Origin of the sequence: Enterobacter hormaechei ATCC 49162, assembly GCF_001875655.1 — a bacterium.
GTDB lineage: Bacteria > Pseudomonadota > Gammaproteobacteria > Enterobacterales > Enterobacteriaceae > Enterobacter > Enterobacter hormaechei.
In genome coordinates this window covers 3497006-3517800 of the sequence record NZ_MKEQ01000001.1, presented here as the reverse complement: position 1 = coordinate 3517800, position 20795 = coordinate 3497006, and the positions used below count along the sequence as shown (strand labels likewise).

13 protein-coding genes are annotated in these 20795 nt (G+C 55.3%); 6 read left to right on the top strand and 7 right to left on the bottom strand.

Going from position 1 to position 20795, the window contains the following annotated elements; translation table 11 throughout:
* Positions 1 to 132: 132 nt before the first annotated feature.
* From BH712_RS17440 to BH712_RS17420, 5 genes are all read right to left on the bottom strand, one after another.
* Positions 133 to 1776: a multidrug ABC transporter permease/ATP-binding protein gene (locus BH712_RS17440; protein ID WP_006811338.1), complete on the bottom strand. Its 1644-nt coding sequence runs from the start codon at positions 1774 to 1776 to the stop codon at positions 133 to 135.
* Positions 1777 to 1861: 85 nt separating this feature from the next.
* Positions 1862 to 2503 (bottom strand): DNA oxidative demethylase AlkB, encoded by a 642-nt coding sequence (gene alkB / locus BH712_RS17435; protein WP_006811339.1) that lies wholly within the window; start codon positions 2501 to 2503, stop codon positions 1862 to 1864.
* Entirely contained in the window at positions 2503 to 3561 is a 1059-nt protein-coding gene (ada, locus tag BH712_RS17430; protein ID WP_032673968.1) for a bifunctional DNA-binding transcriptional regulator/O6-methylguanine-DNA methyltransferase Ada, read from the bottom strand. The genes alkB and ada overlap by 1 nt, the downstream gene beginning before the upstream one ends.
* Before the next feature lie 72 nt (positions 3562 to 3633).
* Entirely contained in the window at positions 3634 to 4689 is a 1056-nt protein-coding gene (gene apbE / locus BH712_RS17425) for an FAD:protein FMN transferase ApbE (protein WP_006811341.1), read from the bottom strand.
* A gap of 114 nt (positions 4690 to 4803) precedes the next feature.
* Positions 4804 to 5895 carry a porin OmpC gene (locus BH712_RS17420; RefSeq protein WP_006811342.1) on the bottom strand — a complete coding sequence of 364 codons (1092 nt, stop codon included), beginning with the start codon at positions 5893 to 5895 and terminating at the stop codon, positions 4804 to 4806.
* Positions 5896 to 6638: 743 nt separating this feature from the next.
* Between BH712_RS17420 and rcsD the strand changes: the two genes are divergently transcribed.
* On the top strand, positions 6639 to 9311 hold the full coding sequence (rcsD, locus tag BH712_RS17410; RefSeq protein WP_006811343.1) for a phosphotransferase RcsD: 2673 nt from the start codon (positions 6639 to 6641) through the stop codon (positions 9309 to 9311).
* 16 nt (positions 9312 to 9327) lie between these two features.
* Positions 9328 to 9978 (top strand): response regulator transcription factor RcsB, encoded by a 651-nt coding sequence (rcsB, locus tag BH712_RS17405; RefSeq protein ID WP_003859405.1) that lies wholly within the window; start codon positions 9328 to 9330, stop codon positions 9976 to 9978.
* Positions 9979 to 10090: 112 nt separating this feature from the next.
* Here rcsB and rcsC read toward each other — a convergent pair whose 3' ends face one another.
* Both rcsC and gyrA read right to left on the bottom strand, forming a co-directional pair.
* On the bottom strand, positions 10091 to 12937 hold the full coding sequence (rcsC, locus tag BH712_RS17400) for a two-component system sensor histidine kinase RcsC (RefSeq protein ID WP_006811344.1): 2847 nt from the start codon (positions 12935 to 12937) through the stop codon (positions 10091 to 10093).
* A 135-nt stretch (positions 12938 to 13072) separates the two neighbouring features.
* Positions 13073 to 15709: a DNA topoisomerase (ATP-hydrolyzing) subunit A gene (gene gyrA, locus BH712_RS17395; protein WP_006811345.1), complete on the bottom strand. Its 2637-nt coding sequence runs from the start codon at positions 15707 to 15709 to the stop codon at positions 13073 to 13075.
* Between the two features lie 146 nt (positions 15710 to 15855).
* On the opposite strand from gyrA, the gene ubiG reads away from it, so the two are divergent.
* The 4 genes from ubiG (at position 15856) to yfaE (ending at position 20730) form a co-directional block, all read left to right on the top strand.
* The gene (gene ubiG, locus BH712_RS17390) at positions 15856 to 16584 is read left to right on the top strand and encodes a bifunctional 2-polyprenyl-6-hydroxyphenol methylase/3-demethylubiquinol 3-O-methyltransferase UbiG (RefSeq protein WP_006811346.1); all 729 of its coding nucleotides are present in this window, start codon (positions 15856 to 15858) and stop codon (positions 16582 to 16584) included.
* 349 nt (positions 16585 to 16933) lie between these two features.
* Positions 16934 to 19219: a class 1a ribonucleoside-diphosphate reductase subunit alpha gene (nrdA, locus tag BH712_RS17385; RefSeq protein ID WP_003859415.1), complete on the top strand. Its 2286-nt coding sequence runs from the start codon at positions 16934 to 16936 to the stop codon at positions 19217 to 19219.
* Positions 19220 to 19345: 126 nt separating this feature from the next.
* Positions 19346 to 20476 (top strand): class Ia ribonucleoside-diphosphate reductase subunit beta, encoded by a 1131-nt coding sequence (gene nrdB / locus BH712_RS17380; protein ID WP_006811347.1) that lies wholly within the window; start codon positions 19346 to 19348, stop codon positions 20474 to 20476.
* Positions 20476 to 20730 carry a class I ribonucleotide reductase maintenance protein YfaE gene (gene yfaE / locus BH712_RS17375; protein ID WP_003859419.1) on the top strand — a complete coding sequence of 85 codons (255 nt, stop codon included), beginning with the start codon at positions 20476 to 20478 and terminating at the stop codon, positions 20728 to 20730. Before nrdB ends, yfaE begins: the two co-directional genes overlap by 1 nt.
* Positions 20731 to 20795 lie beyond the last annotated feature (65 nt).

Sequence of the window (20795 nt, the reverse complement as noted above, 5' to 3'; positions counted from 1 at the left end):
GAAATAAGTTGGCTTTAAGCATAGCGCGGAGATATGTAAATAAGAATAAACGATGGGGCGGGATGGAGAAAAAATCGCCACTACAGCCACGATCTATCCCCTCTCCTGTGGAAGAGGGTTAGGGTGAGGGCATCAGGCCGTACGCGCCACCGCATCACGCGACGCCGCATCGCGTTCATCGCCGGTCAGCTCGCTCAGCTTGCCGTCGCGCATCTCCAGCAGACGGTCGGCGTGAATGAAGTAGTGATCGTCATGGCTGATGGCAAAAATGGTTTTTCCCATCGCCTGCATCAGCGGCAGCAGTACCTGATAAAACTCGCGGCGGAAGTGCGGATCCTGATCGGCGGCCCACTCATCCAGCAGGATGATGTCACGCTCCTCGGCCAGGGCCAGCAGCAGCGCCACGCGTTTCTTCTGCCCTTTCGACAGTTTGATATTCAGGATTTTGCCATCCTGTAGCTCCAGCTTGTGCGACATTTGCAGGTGCGCAAGCCACTTCTCCACCAGCGCCGGATCCGCCTGCTGCCCTTCCGGGCCCAGCAGCCGGTCAAACAGCCAGACGTCGGTAAATACCGCCGAGAAGAGCTTGCGGTAATCTTCCGGTTTCTCCGCGCTCAGCGCCTTGCCGTCCAGCAGAATTTCACCCGACTGCGGCTGATAAAGCCCCGTCAGCAGCATCGCCAGCGTGGATTTGCCGCTGCCGTTGCCGCCGATCAGGAACAGCAGTTCGCCGCGGTGGATCGTCAGGTTAATCGGCCCTACGGAGAAGGCATTATCCTGATAGCGAAAGGTAACGTTACGCAGCTCCAGCGTTTGCCAGTTCGGGAAGGCCTGCGGGCGCGGGAACTCAGCCTTAAACGGCGCAAGGTCGAATTTCTTCAGCTTGTTGAAGGCCACCTGTGCGCTCAGCAGCGTCGGCAGTGCGCCAACGGCCGAGAGCAGCGGCGTGCGTAAAAACAACAGCGTCAGGGAGTAGGTTGCCGCCACGTTGGTATCCGCCCATCCCAGGCTGTTCGCCATCCAGAATACCAGGCCAATGGCGCCCAGCATCATGATGTTGGACCAGTTCACGGCGCTCAGGTGGAACGTATCGGCGCGAATAATGTGATGACGATATTCGTGCGCATCCGGGATGTAGAGATGGTTGAAGATATGCTCGGCGCGCTCGCGATTGAGGGTCAGCTCTTTGCGCCCTTCCAGCACCGTCTGGTAATCGTTATAGAGTTTGTCTTCCGTTTCGCGCAGCACCGCCATGTGCTTATAGACGCGGGATACCAGCAGAAAGCCGCCCCAGATGGTAATAACAATCCACAGCGCCGTCACCGCCAGCATTTTGCTGGAGAGCCAGGCGAGATAGGCTGCCGAGCCAAAGGTCAGGATGATCCCCTGCACCAGCTCCGGCAGGCGCACAAAGGCGATGGTAATGGCGCGCACATCACTGGTCAGCCCCGCCAGCAGAGAGGCACTTCCCAGTTGCTCGATGCGTTCCACCTGAGTATCAAGAATACGTTTGATGAACTCACTGCGCAGACGGAAAACGAAATGGTGGCCGAGCGCGGTCAGCGCCAGCTGTGAACCGAGCGTGACCGCCATCAGCAGCAGCAGTAAACCCAGAAACTCCGGCAGAACGGAGAGTGACGTGTCGACCATTTCGATCAAACGCACGTTAATGAAGGCAATCAGGCCGATCCCCAGCGCCGCGCTGGCAAGGCTTAACGCCATCACCGCGATAAAAGGCCAGCGATACTGCCGCCAGACAAGAAGAAGTAGTTGCATGCAGAGCAATCCGGACAAGAAAAATCAGCCAGCAGTGTAAACTGCCTTTCACACACATCAAGAATAATTCTTATTTTTATTCTCTCTATGCTGCCTGTCGGAACGTGAGGTTGTAGCGAAACGCCCCCGCCACCGGATGATCGCCAGGTTTAAGCGGCTGAATACCGTGGTAAAAAAGCCGTGATTCCCCGCCCCAGACCACCACATCACCATGCTCCAGCATCAGCCGTTTTAGCGGGTCGTTGCGCCGCAGCCCGCCAAACTGAAAGACGGCGGGCAGCCCAAGGGATACCGAGACAATCGGCGCGCGCAGATCCGGCTCGTCCTTATCCTGATGCAAGGAGAGTTTTGCCCCGACGGCATAGCGGTTGATAAGACAGGCGTCGGGACGAAAATCAGGGTAGCCGGCCGCCACGGCGGCATCATGACATAGCGCCTGAAACGCCTCCGGCATCGGCGGCCACGGCCGATCCGTCAGCGGATCGGCCGTGGCATAGACATAGCCCCGCTCATTTGTCGCCCATCCCAGTTCGCCGCAGTTGGTCATCGCCACGGACATGGTATACCCGCCCGGCGTGACCATATGGCGAAACGGCGAACGGGCGGTCACGGCATCAATACCGTCGAACAGCGCCGCCGCGCGGGAAAGCGCGAAGCGTCTCAGGATCGTCGCCCCCGGCGCGAGCGGCTCCTGCCAGGGTTCAGCATCTGCAAATAAATCGAGCATTATCCCTCCGGGTTGTTCGCCTCACGTTTCAACAATAGCACCTTGCGCGCTGCGCCCCAGCGATAACCCGACAGGGCACCGTCGTTACGCACTACGCGGTGACAGGGGATGACGATCGCCAGTTTGTTGGCTCCGCAGGCCCCGGCCACGGCACGTACGGCATTGGGTTTACCAATGGCCTTCGCCACCTGCTGATAGCTTGCCGTTTCACCGCAGGGGATAGCCCGCAGCGCCTGCCAGACCTGCTGCTGGAAGGCTGTACCACGGATATCCAGCGGCAGCGTCAGCGGCGTCCCGCGGCTGTCGACAGAGGCAATCACCTGACGAACACGCCCGGCAAACGCGCCTTCCATCGGGTCGCGGACGGCAAGCGGAAACAGTGACAGCAGCTCAGCCATCAGCGTGGTGTCGTCATCTCCCAGCAGGATCGCGCAGATCCCGCGCTCGCTTTCCGCCACCAGGCAGCGGCCCAGTGAGCAGTCACTGATAGCATAGCGGACCGCAGCATCCCCGTTGCGGTACTGTTTCGCCGTCATGCCCAGCGCGCCGTCGGCTTTCCGGTAGTAGCTGCTGCCGTCCGGGAAGCCAGCGGCCAGTACGGCGTCGGTGATTTTACCGCCCTGTGCAAGCAGGCTACGCAGGCGTTGTTCACGCGCGGCCTGCTGCCAGGCTTTCGGCGTCATGCCGGTAACGGATTTAAACACACGGTGGAGATGGAACGGGCTCATGGCAACCTGCTGTGCCAGTGCCTCAAGATTCAGCGCCGCTTCCTGTTCAAGCAGTCGGCAGGCCAGCGCAATGGTGGCCTTTTTCTGCGCCATAGGGTCGCCCTGGTCCGGCCTACAGCGCTTACAGGGGCGGAAACCCGCCTGCGCGGCCAGGTGAGCATCAGGATAGAAGCAGACATTTATACGCAGCGCGTGGCGGGCGCGGCAGGACGGGCGACAATAAATGCCGGTCGTCTGCACGGCGAAGACAAACTGGTTATCCGCATGAGGATCGCGGCTCTGAACGGCCTGCCAGCGATCCTCATCGGTGAGATAGGTTGTGTTTTTCATCATCGGCTCCTCTTACAAGCATACGCTCAGCTTGCCTGAACGCCACCGGACAAAAACCCGCAACCTTGCTTTTTAATTTTTTTCACTCACCAGGAAGCTGTTGAACTGCGGCGAACTCCAGGTTTTAAACCCGTCAGCCTCTTTGGTGATCATATAGACGGCCAGCCCTTCCTGACGCACCACCTCTTTGGCCTTCTCCGTGCCGAGCACCATTAATCCGGTATCCCAGGCGTCCGCTTCCAGTGCGGTTGGCGCTATCACCGTCACGGACACCAGGTTGTGCGTAATGGGTCGTCCGGTTTGCGGATCAATCACGTGCGAGATACGTTTGCCATCCAGCTCGTAATAGTTGCGGTAGCTTCCGGAGGTGCTGATACCGTGCCCGTTGATGTCGACAATCGCCTGCACCGCGTTCTGCTGGTCCGTTGGTTTTTGAATGGCCACCCGCCACGGCCTGCCGCTGGCGTTCATGCCCCGGCTGACGAGCGCGCCACCGACGGAAACCAGATAACGGGGAATGCCTTCCTGCGCCATCAGGGCTGCGAGATGATCCGCAGCATACCCCTCGCCTACCGTTGAGAGATCTACAAACAGGTCGGGAATATCTTTTTGCAGGTATTGCTGACCGTACTGGGAGATCACCGCCAGATGCTGTAACCCCGTACGTGCGCGGGCATCGTCAATGGCGGCTTGATCGGGTGTAGTCACCGGCTGCTTGTTGGGGCCAAATCCCCACAGGTTCACCAGCGGCCCCACGGTCACATCCATGGCGCCGTTGGTTTTGTAGCCCACGCGCATGGATTCCGTGACGATGTCGGCCATCGCTTCGCTCACCGGCCACAGGGAGGTGCTGCTGGAGCGATTGAAACGCATCAGCGCCGAGTCGTTTTTGTACGTGGAGAGCAGCTGATCGTCGGCATCCAGCTGAGCCTGAATTTTAGCGCGAAGCTCATCAACGCGAGCCTTGTCGAGATCCATCACGCTGACGCGCCAGAAGGTCCCCATGGTTTTCCCTTCCAGCACCGTCGCGGCTGGCGCCTCGATTTTTGCAGGCTGCGTAGAAGAGTCACACGCGGTCAGGAGTAAAACAGTCGCCAGAACGCTGGCGCGTAAAAAAGTCATATCCATTGGTTATAATCCTCATGCCAGGGCGGCAAGAGTACACTAAAACAGCGTATTTGTAAGACCCTAAAAAAGCATGAAAAAAGGGGCCTGTTGGCCCCTTTGTTGCAGTATGAGCAATTAGAACTGGTAAACCAGACCCAGCGCGACGATATCGTCGGTACCGATACCTGTCTGACGGGTGAAGTCATTTTCATCCAGCAGGTTGATTTTGTAATCAACGTAGGTGGACATGTTTTTGTTGAAGTAGTAAGTCGCGCCAACATCAACATACTTCAGGATATCCTGATCGCCATAGTTTTCGATGTCTTTACCTTTAGATTGCAGGTAAGCCACGGATGGACGCAGGCCGAAGTCGAACTGATACTGCGCAACTACTTCGAAGTTCTGTGCTTTGTTAGCCCAGCCCTGATCGCCAACGCGGGTCGCGTTGTAAGTCTGAGTATACTGTGCAGCCAGGTAGATGTTGTTCGCGTCGTATTTCAGACCACCGGTGTAGGTCTCTGCGCGATCGCCTTCACCGAAGTAGCCTGGCGCGTTCTGGTCAGCAGTACGTTTAGAGCTGGTGACCGCCGTACCGAGTGCGAAGCCTTCGCCCAGATCGTAGGTCAGAGAGCCGCCGTAGCCATCACCGTTCTGACGCAGCGCGTCACGACCGTTGTTGGTCTGGCCTTCGCCGCTTGGGCTGCCGTTTTTACCCTGGTACTGCAACGCGAAGTTCAGGCCATCAACCAGACCGAAGAAGTCCTGGTTACGGTAGGTCGCGAAGCCGTTACCACGCTGCTGCATGAAGTTGTCAGAACCATAGGTGTCGCCGCCGAATTCCGGCAGAACGTCAGTCCAGGAAGTCACATCGTAAACAACGCCGTAGTTACGACCGTAGTCGAATGAACCCGCATCAGCGAATTTCAGACCTGCGAACGCCACACGCGTCCAGGAGTTGTTTTCGTTCTCACCAGAGTTACCCTGGATCTGGTATTCCCACTGGCCGTAACCGGTCAGCTGGTCGTTAACCTGAGTTTCGCCTTTGAAGCCCAGACGCATGTAGGTCTGGTCGCCGTCTGCACTGTCGTCATCAGAGAAATAGTGCAGACCATCTACTTTACCGTACAGATCTAATTTGTTGCCGTCTTTGTTATAAATTTCAGCCGCATTTGCTGCGCCTGCCACCAGCAGAGCTGGTACCAGGAGGGACAGTACTTTAACTTTCATTTTATTAACCCTCTGTTATATGCCTTATTATTTACCACTGCTTACTGGTCAACCCTCTTAACCAGTCGGCAAGTTCATTCTCCTCAAAAATGCAGAATAATCCAACAGGAATATGATACGAAAACTTTGAAGATATTTCACTTTACCATCAACATGTTTCAATTTGTAAATTTGGAAGAACTTTTACAGAGCATTAATAGTTTAAAAATATAGCACGGATAATCAAAACAAAAATATATCTTAATAAATTCAATTCTTTGCACCAAAAAGCTGTACAGCACTGAATGACAAAAAAAATCGCTTCAACACCACTAAAATAACTCTCGCTATCATCATTAACTTTATTTATTACCGTCATTCAGTTTTGAATGTCTGTTTATCCCTAATTGAACCGGATGCTTCGCATTCGGTTTTTTTTTACCTTTCTTTACGTCAGTCGACATTTTATGTGCTACCCCTCAGTAATGATAACGGCTATTAATTAAATCCATCCTCCGGCTGCCACTGAATTCTTTTCTTGCTGTAGAAATTAATTTCTTGTTTATTCGTGCTATTTTACTGCCGATGCGACAGGGTATTTATACATCTGACGGGGTTTTGTACACCTTTCTCCCGGAGAGGCTGAAGCCGGTTGCACAGATAAAAAGTCAATGTCATACCGCTAACGGCGCTGGAAATTCAGTTATTACCCTTTATACTGCCCTATCCCATTACCGCGCGGCCATTACGGGTTAAACACATCAATGAGTCAGACTGAAACTACCGCCCCGAGCAAATTCTCCCTTCTACCGGGCAGCATCACCCGTTTCTTTCTTCTGTTGATCGTTGTGCTGTTAGTCACAATGGGGGTGATGGTTCAGAGCGCCGTTAATACCTGGCTGAAAGATAAAAGCTATCAAATCGTCGATATCACCCATGCGGTGCACAAGCGCATTGATACGTGGCGCTATGCGACCTGGCAAATCTACGACAATATCGCTGCCGCGCCTGCCACCTCGTCAGGCGAAGGGTTGCAGGAAACGCGCCTTAAGCAGGATGTGTATTACCTTGAAAAACCGCAGCGTAAGACGGAAGCCCTGATTTTCGGCTCGCACGACAGCGCAACGCTTGAGATGACGCAGCGGATCTCCTCCTATCTGGACACCCTGTGGGGCGCCGAGACCGTGCCGTGGTCTATGTACTATCTGAACGGTCAGGACAACAGCATGATCCTGGTCTCGACCCTGCCGCTGAAGGATCTCTCGTCCGGCTTTAAAGAGACCACCGTTGGCAGTATTGTCGATTCCCGTCGGGCGGAAATGTTGCAACAGGCCAACGCGCTGGACGAGCGCGAAAGTTTCTCGTCATTACGCCGCCTTGCCTGGCAGAATGGCCACTACTTTACGCTGCGAACCACCTTTAACCAGCCGGGCCATCTGGCGACCGTGGTTGCCTTCGACCTGCCGATTAATGACCTGATCCCACCGGATATGCCGCTGGACAGTTTCCGTCTGGAGCCAGACAACAGCACCCAAAACATGCGCACGCCGTCGGACAAAGAAGGTGCGGACAGCGTAGCCATCTCCTTTAATGGCTCAAAGATTGAGATTGCCTCATCGCTCAACTCAACCGGTATGCGTCTGGTGTGGCAGGTGCCTTTTGGCACCCTGATGCTTGATACGCTGCAAAACATTCTGCTGCCGCTGCTGCTGAATATCGGCCTGCTGGCGCTGGCGCTGTTTGGTTACAGCACCTTCCGTTTCCAGTCGGGCCGCCAGAGCGACTCGACATCGGTATCAGCCGGGACCAGCAACGAGTTGCGCGTCCTGCGCGCCTTAAACGAAGAGATTATTTCCGTGCTGCCGCTTGGGGTGCTCGTTCACGATCAGGACGCAAACCGCACGGTAATGAGCAATAAAATTGCCGATCACCTTCTGCCGCACCTTAACCTGCAAAATATTACGGCCATGGCGGACCAGCACCAGGGCGTCATTCAGGCCACCATTAATAACGAACTGTATGAGATCCGTCAGTTCCGCAGTCAGGTCGCCTCGCGCACGCAAATCTTCATCATCCGCGATCAGGACCGCGAAGTGCTGGTGAATAAAAAGCTCAAGCAGGCGCAAAGGCTGTACGAGAAAAACCAGCATGGTCGCGCCGCGTTTATGCAAAATATCGGTGATGCCTTCAAACAGCCGCTGAAGTCACTCGCCACGCAGATTGCTGATTTGAGCACGCCGGAAAGCCGACAGCTGAGCAGCCAGGCAGACTCCCTGGTTCGTCTGGTAGACGAAATCCAGCTTGCGAACATGCTGGAGAATGACATCTGGAAAGGCACCCCTACGCTCTTCTCTATCCAGGATCTGATTGATGAAGTGGTGCCGGAAGTGCTGCCGGTGATCAAGCGCAAAGGGCTTCAGCTGCTGATCAACAACCATTTACCGGCCAACGACGAACGACACGGCGATCGCGATGCCCTGCGTCGCATCCTGATGATGCTGATTCAGTATGCCGTCACCACGACGCAGATCGGCAAGATCACCCTTGAAGTCAGCACCGATGAATCCACCGACGATCGTCTGACGTTCCGCATTCTGGATACGGGCGAAGGCGTCACCGTGAGCGAAATTGACAATCTGCACTTCCCGTTCCTGAACGATACCCAGCGCGATCACTACGGTAAGGCAAATGCCCTCACCTTCTGGCTCTGCGATCAGCTGGCGCGTAAGCTGGGCGGTCATCTGAACATTAAGGCCCGCGAATCCCTCGGCACCCGCTACTCCTTACACGTTAAAATGGCGGCGAATCCGCAGGAAGAAGATGAAGAGCGTCTGCTGGACGATGTGGTAGTGATGGTGGATGTCACCTCCAGTGAAATCCGTAATATTGTCGTTCGTCAGTTAGAAAACTGGGGCGCGTCCTGCATTACCCCGGACGAAAGACTCGCGAGTCAAGAATTTGATCTATTTTTAACTGATAATCCGTCTAATCTTACTGCCTCAGGCTTGCTTTTAAGCGATGATGAGCCAGGCGTGCGGAAAATCGGCCCTGGGCAGCTGCGCGTCAACTTTAATATGAGCAATGCAATGCAGGAAGCTGTATTACAACTGATTGAAGAGAATCTGGCGCAGGAAGAGATCCTGGAGTCACCGTTAGGCGGCGATGAAAATGCCGAACTCCATGCCAGCGGATATTATTCGCTCTTCGTTGATACAGTACCAGATGATGTTAAGCGGTTGTATACTGAGTCCGCTGCGCAGGATTTTGCAGCGCTGGCACAGACAGCACACCGGCTTAAAGGGGTGTTTGCCATGCTTAATCTGGTTCCCGGCAAGCAGTTATGTGAAACGCTGGAACATCTAATTCGTGAGAAAGATGCCTCTGGCATTGAAAAATACATCAGCGACATTGACGCTTACGTCAAGAGCTTGCTGTAGCAAGGTAGCCTTATACATGAACAATATGAACGTAATTATTGCCGATGACCATCCGATTGTACTGTTCGGTATTCGCAAATCACTTGAACAGATCGAGTGGGTGAATGTAGTCGGTGAATTTGAAGATTCCACAGCCCTCATTAACAACCTCCCTAAACTTGATGCGCACGTGCTCATTACCGATCTCTCCATGCCTGGAGATAAATACGGTGATGGGATCACGCTCATCAAATACATTAAACGCCACTTCCCGGACATTTCGATCATTGTTCTGACCATGAACAATAACCCGGCGATCCTGAGCGCCGTTCTGGATCTCGATATTGAAGGGATTGTGCTGAAACAAGGCGCACCGACCGATCTGCCAAAAGCGCTGGCGGCGCTGCAGAAAGGGAAGAAATTCACGCCTGAGAGCGTTTCTCGCCTGCTCGAAAAAATCAGCGCGGGCGGCTATGGCGACAAACGTCTCTCGCCAAAAGAGAGTGAAGTTCTGCGTCTGTTCGCTGAAGGTTTCCTGGTGACTGAAATCGCCAAGAAGCTGAACCGCAGTATTAAAACCATCAGTAGCCAGAAAAAATCCGCGATGATGAAGCTGGGTGTGGATAACGATATCGCCCTGCTGAACTATCTCTCTTCCGTGACGCTGAGCGCAACGGACAAAGATTAATCTTCGCTGTCTACGCCGGGTGGCGCTTGCGCTCACCCGGCCTACAGACCCCGTCGGCCCGCGCAAGCCCCGCGCCGCCGGGCACATAAAAAAGGCCCTTTCGGGCCTTTTTTTATTGTCTCGCTTTTCGTACCCGCTCCGCATACACGGACAGCGTCTGTTTCAGAACATCCAGCGTGACCGGCTTCGACAGGCAGCTGTCCATTCCCGACTCCAGACAGCGCTGCTTCTCCTCCGCCAGCGCGTTGGCTGTCACCCCCACCACCGGCAGCGTCAGCCCCAGCTGTCGAATACGCTGCGTCAGACGGTAGCCGTCCATGTTAGGCATGTTCACATCGCTGAGGACAATATCAATATGGTTCTTACTTAAGACATTCAGGGCATCCACGCCATCATTGGCCGTTTTACACTGATAGCCCAGAGAGCCAAGCTGGTCTGCGAGCAGACGACGGTTAATCGGATGATCGTCGACGACCAGAATCATCATATCGTCGTTCACCGACGCCAGCTCATCAGGGGAAGCCAGCACGGTCGCGCCATCGCTGTCCTCAAGCTGCACGCTGTAAATGCGCGCCAGCAAGCCCAACAGCTCGTGCGGTGTCGCCACGCTGTGCACCCAAACCCCAGGCGAACGCTCAATCGGAATACCGATATGACGGCGGCAGAACATCACCACGCCGCGCCCTGCCCATGCCTGTTCCGGCTCAACGTCGGTGATCAGCATGTCATCCGCGTCCGGCGTCTGGCCTTCATAGCGCGAAACCCGCACGCCGCTGCTGGTCAGCATTGACGTCAGGAAATCATGTAAGGAGGCGTTGTGCACCGCCAGCCAGCAGTGTTTATCGCTCAGCCCGTCGACGGTGGTTTTCGCCGGATAGTGCGCCGAATAGAGCGGAATACGAATGGTGAACTGGCTGCCCATGCCTGGCTCAGTATCGACGGAGATATCCCCGTCCATCATGCTGATAAGCTTCTCGCAAATCGCCAGACCTAGCCCGGTCCCCTGGAAATTACGCTGCACGCCGGTTCCCACCTGGAAGAACGGATCGAACAGGCGAACGACCTCTTTCGCCGGAATACCCACCCCCGTGTCGCGCACGCGAATGGTCAGATACTCCCCTGCCCGACAGACGTGCAGCACAATACAGCCGATATCGGTGAATTTGATGGCGTTGCTCAGCAGGTTTGAGATGACCTGTTGCAGACGCATCGGATCGCCATTCAGCGTCAGCGGCACATCCGGCTCGATGAAGCAGTACAGCCCAAGCTGTTTACGCACCACCAGCGGCAGATAGTTGGCGCAGATATGGTTCATCACCTCGCGCGGGGAGAACTCGCGCGGTTCAATTTTCAGCTGCTCGGATTCAATTTTAGAGAAGTCGAGAATATCGCTGATAATTTTCAACAACAGGCTGGAGGAGTTGTTCATGGCCGTCACCAGACGGTCAACCCCTTTCGGCAGCTCTTTGGTCTGGAGCAGATCGAGGTTACCGATAATCCCGTACAGCGGCGTGCGCAGCTCATGGCTGACGGTCGCGAGGAACATCGATTTCGACTGACTGGCCTGCTCCGCCGCCTGCGCCATATCCTGCAATGACTCTTCCATCTTCACGCGCGCAGAGACGTCCACCAGCACGCAAATCGCCACGTTTTCATTGCGGTAGCGCGAATGCACGAAGCTGATTTGCAGGTTGGTGTGGGTGCTGGTCAGCACATCCACAAAGTTTACCTGTTGCCCACAGATGATCTGCGTTAACCGCTGGCGGTCTTCATGCGTAAGCATGTTCAGGTAGTTATGGGCAAGCTCGTTACTGAGGATATTCGTCCCGTCCTGGGTACGCAGGATACAGATCCCCACCGGCGCCGAGGCGACAATCTTACGGTTAAACTGCTCGTGCTCCTCCAGACGCTGAGCATCCGCTTCCGCCGGAATAAAGATCCGCCGCTCATACATTCTCGCCAGCATAAACAGCGCGACGCCTACCGCGATGTTCAGCAAAATGGCGTTAAGGATCAGGATGCGAATGCGCTCCAGCACCTTGTCCACCGGCAGCGAGTAGACGATGCTCAGCGACGATGGCGGTAAACTTTTCTTCAGCACCAGCTCGCGGAAACCGGAGGTATAGCCAAACCATGACCGCTCCTGCATCCAGCTGGGTTCCACCTTCAGTCGGTTTTCAGGCCCGGCCAGGGAGATGAGCGGGTGGCCGTTTTCATCCAGAATGGTCACGCCCATTGGCAGGCTGCCCGGCGTAAAGAAGTTTTCCATGCGGATGGTTTGTTCAATCCCCAGCAGCGCTTGCAGGCGGTTTCCGAGGTAAACCGGAGTCAGGGCATAGAAATAGCCGACGCCCATGCGCGGCCCCTGGCTTATCCAGAAGATGTTGTTCCCGCGCTCTTCCTGCGGCGCATTGCGGTATTTCACGATGCGCTCGTGCAGGCTTTTCAGCGCGTCTTCACGTTCGACGGGCATATCCCGCAGGCCGAAATCCGCCATGCAGAGATTTTCGTTGCCAATCAGGTAGACGCGGTTCAGATCGTAGGCGGCCGAGAAGTTATCGCGCCAGTAGCGCATAAACCATGACAGGGACTCCAGTGAACCACGCCAGGCTTTGCCCATGGCGGAACAATCGGAGTCCGGGAAGAGTGGTTCGAAATCAGGTACTTCGGTTTTTTCATCCCGGCTACGGATGGCAAGAATGCCGTTTTCCGCCGTCAGCCGATTCTCGGCGATATACTTCAGCTCTTTCATCACGTCAGACGTGCGCTGAATATAGCGCTGGGCCTGATCCGAGCTTAAGTTAAACTCCTGGCGGATCTCCGCTTCTTTCTGGTGCAATGCGTTAACGATGTAAAACACCGAGAGCAGTGCCACCAGCAACCATAGCAGTAGCGCAAGCGCCCGAAACAGATAGCGAGAGACTTTTAGCGTGGTACGAAAGGAGACGAGGTATTTCAAAGGGGCGAGGCTCCGCCGTCGGGGTCAAAAAGAATGTGGTTAAGGTAGCGGTAAACGCGGCTTGTCGCAACGTTCACTTGTCTGCTTACGCAAAACAAAAGGGCCGGAAACCGGCCCTTTATGCGTCAGGAGACGTTACTCGTCAGCGTCATCCGCTGCTTCATCATCGGTGTCCGTTTCCGGGGCGATTTCATCATCCCCTTCCGCGACGCTGCCGTCGATAGAGTCGAGTTCTTCGTCATCCACCGGCTCAGCAACGCGTTGCAGACCGACGACGTTTTCATCTTCCGCAGTACGGATGAGGATCACGCCCTGGGTGTTACGACCCACCACGCTGATCTCAGACACGCGGGTACGCACCAGCGTACCGGCATCGGTGATCATCATGATCTGGTCCGCGTCGTCCACCTGCACCGCGCCCACAACGGAACCGTTGCGCTCGGTGACCTTGATGGAGATAACGCCCTGCGTGCCGCGAGATTTGGTCGGGTATTCGCTTTCCGCGGTACGTTTACCGTAACCGTTCTGGGTGACGGTCAGGATTGCGCCTTCGCCACGTGGAACGATCAGGGAAACCACGGAGTCTTCACCCGCCAGCTTGATACCACGTACGCCGGTCGCGGTACGACCCATTGCGCGCACGGCGTTCTCTTTAAAGCGCACCACTTTACCGGCCGCAGAGAACAGCATCACTTCATCGGAACCGGAGGTCAGATCCACACCGATCAGCTCATCGCCTTCGTTCAGGTTCACCGCGATGATCCCGGCAGAACGTGGACGGCTGAACTCGGTCAGCGCGGTTTTCTTCACGGTACCGCTCGCGGTTGCCATAAAGACGTTCACGCCCTCTTCGTACTCGCGTACCGGCAGAATGGCGGTGATACGTTCGTTCGCTTCCAGCGGCAGCAGGTTGACGATAGGACGACCACGCGCGCCACGGCTCGCTTCCGGCAGCTGATAGACCTTCATCCAGTACAGACGGCCCCGGCTGGAGAAGCAGAGGATCGTGTCGTGGGTGTTGGCCACCAGCAGACGGTCAATGAAGTCTTCTTCTTTAATACGTGCCGCAGATTTGCCTTTACCGCCACGACGCTGTGCTTCGTAGTCGGTCAACGGCTGATACTTCACATAACCCTGGTGAGACAGCGTCACTACCACGTCTTCACGGTTGATCAGATCTTCAATGTTGATATCAGAGCTGTTGGCCGTGATTTCGGTGCGGCGCTCGTCGCCGAACTGATCGCGAACCAGTTCCAGCTCTTCACGGATCACTTCCATCAGGCGCTCTGCGCTACCGAGGATATGCAGCAGCTCAGCAATTTGCTCCAGCAGCTCTTTGTACTCGTCGAGCAATTTTTCATGCTCAAGGCCGGTCAGTTTCTGCAAACGCAGATCCAGAATCGCCTGGGCCTGCTGTTCAGTCAGGTAGTACTGACCGTCACGCACGCCGAATTCAGGCTCCAGCCACTCAGGACGCGCAGCGTCATCGCCCGCACGTTCCAGCATCGCCGCCACGTTGCCCAGATCCCATGGACGCGCAACCAGTGACGCCTTCGCTTCTGCTGGCGTCGGCGCGCGGCGGATCAGCTCGATGATCGGGTCGATGTTCGCCAGCGCAACGGCCAGTGCTTCAAGGATATGGGCACGGTCACGCGCTTTGCGCAGTTCGAAGATGGTACGGCGGGTCACCACTTCACGGCGGTGACGCACGAACGCGCTCAGGATCTCTTTCAGGTTCATGATCTTCGGCTGGCCATGGTGCAGTGCAACCATGTTGATACCGAAGGAGACCTGAAGCTGAGTCTGGGAGTACAGGTTGTTCAGCACAACCTCACCTACCGCGTCGCGCTTGATTTCAATCACGATGCGCATACCGTCTTTATCAGACTCGTCACGCAGCGCGCTGATACCTTCGACGCGTTTTTCTTTTACCAGCTCGGCGATTTTTTCAATCAGACGCGCTTTGTTCACCTGATACGGGATCTCGTGAACAATAATGGTTTCACGGCCGGTTTTAGCGTCCGCTTCCACTTCGGCGCGGGCACGGATGTAAATCTTGCCGCGACCGGTACGGTACGCTTCTTCAATACCGCGACGGCCATTGATGATTGCCGCCGTCGGGAAGTCCGGGCCAGGAATGTGTTCCATCAGCCCTTCAATGCTGATGTCTTCATCGTCAATGTAGGCCAGGCAGCCGTTGATCACTTCCGTGATGTTGTGCGGCGGAATGTTGGTTGCCATACCGACGGCGATACCGGACGAACCGTTCACCAGCAGGTTTGGGATCTTCGTTGGCATAACGTCAGGAATTTTTTCCGTGCCGTCGTAGTTATCAACGAAATCAACCGTCTCTTTTTCCAGGTCAGCCATCAGCTCATGGGCAATCTTCGCCAGACGGATTTCCGTATAACGCATTGCCGCGGCGGAGTCGCCGTCGATAGAACCAAAGTTACCCTGACCATCTACCAGCATGTAACGCAGCGAGAAGGGCTGCGCCATACGGACAATGGTGTCGTACACCGCGGAATCACCATGGGGATGGTATTTACCGATTACGTCACCAACGACACGGGCAGATTTTTTGTAGGCTTTATTCCAGTCATTGCCCAATACGTTCATGGCGTATAGTACGCGACGGTGTACCGGCTTCAGGCCATCGCGGACGTCCGGCAGCGCACGGCCAACAATGACCGACATCGCATAGTCCAGATAGGAGCTTTTCAGCTCTTCCTCGATGTTAACCGGTGTAATTTCTCTCGCAAGGTCGCTCATCTAACCGCTATCCCTCTACTGTATCCCGGATTCAAAGGTCGCAAATTATAACACAGCCGCGGTGATACAGGTAAACCTATACGCTTTATTCACAGGGATTGCCTGATATACTCATTTGTCTTGCTAAATAAGGAGTAAAAGCGCCCATGAATGCCGAAAAATCCCCGGTGGCTCACAACGTTGACCACGAAGAGATTGCCAAATTTGAAGCGGTGGCGTCCCGCTGGTGGGATCTCGAAGGTGAGTTCAAACCTCTGCATCGTATTAACCCGCTGCGTCTGGGCTATATCGCGGAGCGTTCCGGCGGTCTGTTCGGTAAGAAAGTGCTCGACGTCGGCTGCGGCGGCGGCATCCTGGCGGAAAGCATGGCGCGCGAAGGGGCCACCGTCACCGGTCTGGACATGGGCTTTGAGCCTCTCCAGGTTGCCCGCCTTCATGCGCTGGAGTCCGGCGTTCAGGTAGAATACGTCCAGGAAACCGTGGAAGAGCACGCGGCAAAACATGCCCACCAGTATGATGTGGTGACCTGCATGGAGATGCTGGAACACGTTCCCGATCCGCAGTCGGTCGTCAGCGCCTGTGCAAAACTGGTAAAACCGGGTGGACAGGTCTTCTTCTCGACCATCAACCGCAACGGCAAAGCCTGGCTGATGGCCGTGGTGGGCGCGGAATATGTGCTGCGCATGGTGCCGAAAGGCACACACGACGTGAAGAAGTTCATCAAGCCTGCCGAACTGCTGGGCTGGGTTGACCAGACGTGGCTTAAGGAGCAACACATGACGGGCCTGCACTACAACCCGCTGACGGATAAATTCAAACTTGCTCCGGGCGTGGATGTTAACTATATGTTGCATACAACCGCCAAAAACGACTAACGTCATCCGTTATTCTTATAATGATTGCGCGACATCATGTTGCGCAATTCTGACCTCCCGTTGAAGAAATCAGCACTCGATCAAATTTTGAATTTTTTTTCTAAATTATTGACATCTCTTCCAGGCCTTACGGTACGAGGACTTACGCTTTTTTACCCTTTCACAACCTCAATTTAACCTCAAAATCAACCCTTGTACTGAAAAGAATCCTTACTAGAATACTCACCATATAGCGTTCTTCTTATCGCAAAACCCCTATATGTAGTATTTATCCACAGAGTTAGTCACAAGACGGTTCTGTGGATAAGCGGGGGATATTTTTTTATTTCACGGACAGGTAAAAACCCACATGAATCAGAGTCTGCTGGTGACAAAGCGCGACGGTACCACCGAGCGTATCAATCTGGACAAAATCCATCGAGTTCTCGACTGGGCAGCAGAAGGACTGAACAACGTATCTATCTCCCAGGTTGAACTGCGTTCTCACATTCAGTTCTACGACGGCATCAAAACGTCTGATATCCACGAAACCATTATCAAAGCAGCGGCAGACCTGATCTCCCGCGACGCACCGGATTATCAGTACCTCGCTGCACGTCTGGCGATTTTCCACCTGCGTAAGAAAGCCTACGGCCAGTTTGAGCCGCCGAAGCTTTACGATCACGTGGTGAAAATGGTCGAGCTGGGCAAATACGACACGCATCTGCTGGAAGACTATACGGAAGAAGAGTTCGAGCAGATGAACGGGTTTATCGATCACTGGCGCGACATGAACTTCTCCTACGCGGCGGTGAAGCAGCTCGAAGGCAAATACCTGGTTCAGAACCGTGTGACCGGTGAGATCTACGAGAGCGCCCAGTTCCTCTATATTCTGGTGGCCGCCTGCCTGTTCTCTAATTATCCGCGTGAAACCCGTCTGGACTACGTGAAGCGTTTCTACGATGCGGTATCCACGTTCAAAATTTCTCTGCCAACGCCAATCATGTCTGGCGTGCGCACCCCTACTCGTCAGTTCAGCTCCTGCGTACTGATCGAGTGTGGTGACAGCCTGGATTCCATCAACGCCACCTCCAGCGCCATCGTGAAATACGTCTCCCAGCGTGCCGGTATCGGCATCAACGCCGGTCGTATTCGTGCGCTGGGCAGCCCGATCCGCGGCGGTGAAGCGTTCCATACCGGCTGTATTCCGTTCTACAAGCACTTCCAGACGGCGGTAAAATCCTGCTCTCAGGGCGGCGTGCGCGGCGGTGCTGCGACCCTGTTCTACCCAATGTGGCACCTGGAAGTAGAAAGCCTGCTGGTCCTGAAGAACAACCGCGGCGTGGAAGGTAACCGCGTGCGTCACATGGACTACGGCGTGCAGATCAACAAGCTGATGTACACCCGCCTGCTGAAAGGTGAAGACATCACCCTGTTCAGCCCGTCCGACGTTCCAGGCCTGTACGACGCATTCTTCGCCGATCAGGACGAGTTCGAGCGTCTGTACACCAAATATGAAAAAGACGACAGCATCCGCAAGCAGCGCGTGAAGGCGGTCGATCTGTTCTCCCTGATGATGCAGGAACGTGCCTCTACCGGTCGTATCTACATCCAGAACGTTGACCACTGCAACACCCACAGCCCGTTTGACCCGGTGGTGGCGCCAGTGCGCCAGTCCAACCTGTGCCTGGAGATCGCCCTGCCGACCAAACCGCTGGACGATGTGAACGACGAAAACGGCGAAATCGCCCTGTGTACGCTGTCTGCGTTCAACCTGGGTGCGATTAAGAGCCTGGACGAACTGGAAGAGCTGGCCGTGCTGGCGGTTCGTGCGCTGGATGCCCTGCTGGACTACCAGGATTACCCAATCCCGGCCGCTAAACGCGGTGCGATGGGTCGTCGCACTTTAGGTATCGGCGTGATCAACTTCGCCTACTGGCTGGCGAAAAACGGTAAGCGTTACTCCGACGGCAGCGCCAACAACCTGACCCACCAGACGTTTGAAGCGATTCAGTACTACCTGATGAAAGCCTCCAACGAACTGGCGAAAGAGCAAGGCGCGTGCCCGTGGTTCAACGAAACCACCTACGCGAAAGGCATTCTGCCGATCGACACCTACAAGAAAGACCTGGATGCGATCGTCAGCGAGCCGCTGCATCTCGACTGGGAAGGCCTGCGCGAGTCCATTAAAACGCACGGCCTGCGTAACTCCACGCTCTCTGCCCTGATGCCGTCCGAGACCTCTTCGCAGATCTCCAACGCCACCAACGGTATTGAGCCACCGCGCGGCCACGTCAGCATCAAAGCGTCGAAAGACGGCGTGCTGCGTCAGGTAGTACCGGATTACGAGACGCTGGGTGACAACTACGAGCTGCTGTGGGAAATGCCAAACAACGACGGCTACCTGCAACTGGTGGGGATCATGCAGAAGTTTATCGACCAGTCGATCTCTGCCAATACCAACTACGACCCGACGCGCTTCCCGTCAGGCAAGGTTCCGATGCAGCAGCTGCTGAAAGACCTGCTCACCGCCTACAAATTTGGCGTGAAAACGCTGTACTATCACAACACCCGTGATGGTGCGGAAGACGCCCAGGACGACCTGGCGCCGTCAATTCAGGACGATGGCTGCGAAAGCGGCGCATGTAAGATCTAATAATACCCCCCTCACCCCGGCCCTCTCCCCACAGGGGCGAGGGTGAAAAAATTGCTCCGAACGGTTCCCTCTTCCCTCAGGGGAGAGGGTTAGGGTGAGGGGAAAATAACACCACAGGACACACTCATGGCATATACCACCTTTTCACAGACGAAAAACGACCAGCTCAAAGAGCCGATGTTCTTCGGCCAGCCGGTCAACGTGGCACGCTACGATCAGCAAAAATATGACATCTTCGAAAAGCTGATTGAAAAGCAACTCTCCTTCTTCTGGCGTCCGGAAGAAGTTGACGTTTCACGCGACCGTATCGATTTCCAGGCACTGCCGGAACACGAAAAGCATATCTTCCTCAGCAACCTGAAATACCAGACGCTGCTGGACTCTATTCAGGGTCGTAGTCCGAACGTGGCGCTGCTGCCGCTGATCTCCATTCCCGAGCTGGAAACCTGGGTAGAGACCTGGGCGTTCTCCGAGACGATCCACTCCCGCTCTTACACCCACATCATCCGCAACATCGTGAACGATCCGGCGGTGGTGTTTGACGATATCGTCACCAACGAACAGATCCAGAAGCGCGCCGAAGGCATTGCGCACTACTATGACGAGCTGATCGAGATGACCAGCTACTGGCATCTGCTGGGCGAAGGCACACACAACGTGAACGGCAAAACCGTTACCGTAAACCTGCGGACCCTGAAAAAGCAGCTGTACCTGTGCCTGATGAGCGTTAACGCGCTGGAAGCAATCCGCTTCTACGTGAGTTTCGCCTGCTCCTTCGCCTTTGCCGAGCGCAAGCTGATGGAAGGCAACGCCAAAATCATCCGCCTGATCGCCCGTGATGAAGCCCTGCACCTGACCGGCACCCAGCATATGCTGAACCTGTTGCGCAGCGGTACGGACGATCCGGAAATGGCGGAAATCGCTGAAGAGTGCAAACAGGAGTGCTACGACCTGTTCGTGCAGGCCGCCCAGCAGGAGAAAGAGTGGGCAGACTACCTGTTCCGCGACGGTTCCATGATTGGCCTGAACAAAGACATCCTGTGCCAGTACGTGGAGTACATCACTAACATCCGCATGCAGGCGGTGGGTCTCGATCTGCCGTTCCAGACGCGCTCTAACCCAATCCCGTGGATCAACACCTGGCTGGTGTCCGATAACGTGCAGGTTGCGCCGCAGGAAGTGGAAGTGAGTTCTTATCTGGTCGGTCAGATTGATTCTGAAGTCAACACCGACGACCTGAGCGACTTCCAGCTCTGATGAGCCGCGTAACGCTGAGTCTTTCTGGCACCGAAGTGCTGTGCCAGGAAGAGCACCCTTCCCTGCTGGTGGCGCTGGAAGCGCATCAGGTGGAGGTAGAGTACCAGTGTCGCGAAGGCTATTGCGGCTCCTGCCGCTGCCGTTTGGTCGCAGGCCAGGTGGACTGGCTGACCGAACCGCTGGCCTTTATCAGTGAAGGGGAAATTTTGCCCTGCTGCTGTCGGGCAAAAGGCGATATTGAGATCGAGATGTAATTATGTCGGGTGGCGCTTCGCTTACCCGACCTACAAAACCGCAGTTCGTAGGCCGGGTAAAGCAC